Annotated in this window: 1 pseudogene; it reads left to right on the forward strand. The window is 51.5% G+C overall.

The features are described from left to right. A pseudogene (locus RUMCAL_RS16925) lies at positions 1–270 on the forward strand (hypothetical protein); the annotation flags it as partial.

The raw sequence follows: 270 nt of genomic DNA on the forward strand, positions 1-270 counted from the left end.
CCAACCACATCGATATGCCCTCTGTTTCCATGGCGGGGAAAATCATTGGTGTGACTGTTCACAACACAGACTGGATCACAGTAGCAAGCGGCACGACCCCTGCGGAACAGTACACAAGGGCAACCGTCAATAACAACATGAAGGATGTGCGTGTCCATTACTATGTGGATAATGTATGTGCATGGCAGAATCTGCCCCACAGCCTGAGCGGCTGGCACGCCGCTGATGGCAGTGGTAATGGAAATCGCAGAACCATTGCCATTGAGTGTA

Source organism: Ruminococcus callidus ATCC 27760, assembly GCF_000468015.1.
GTDB lineage: Bacteria > Bacillota > Clostridia > Oscillospirales > Ruminococcaceae > Ruminococcus_C > Ruminococcus_C callidus.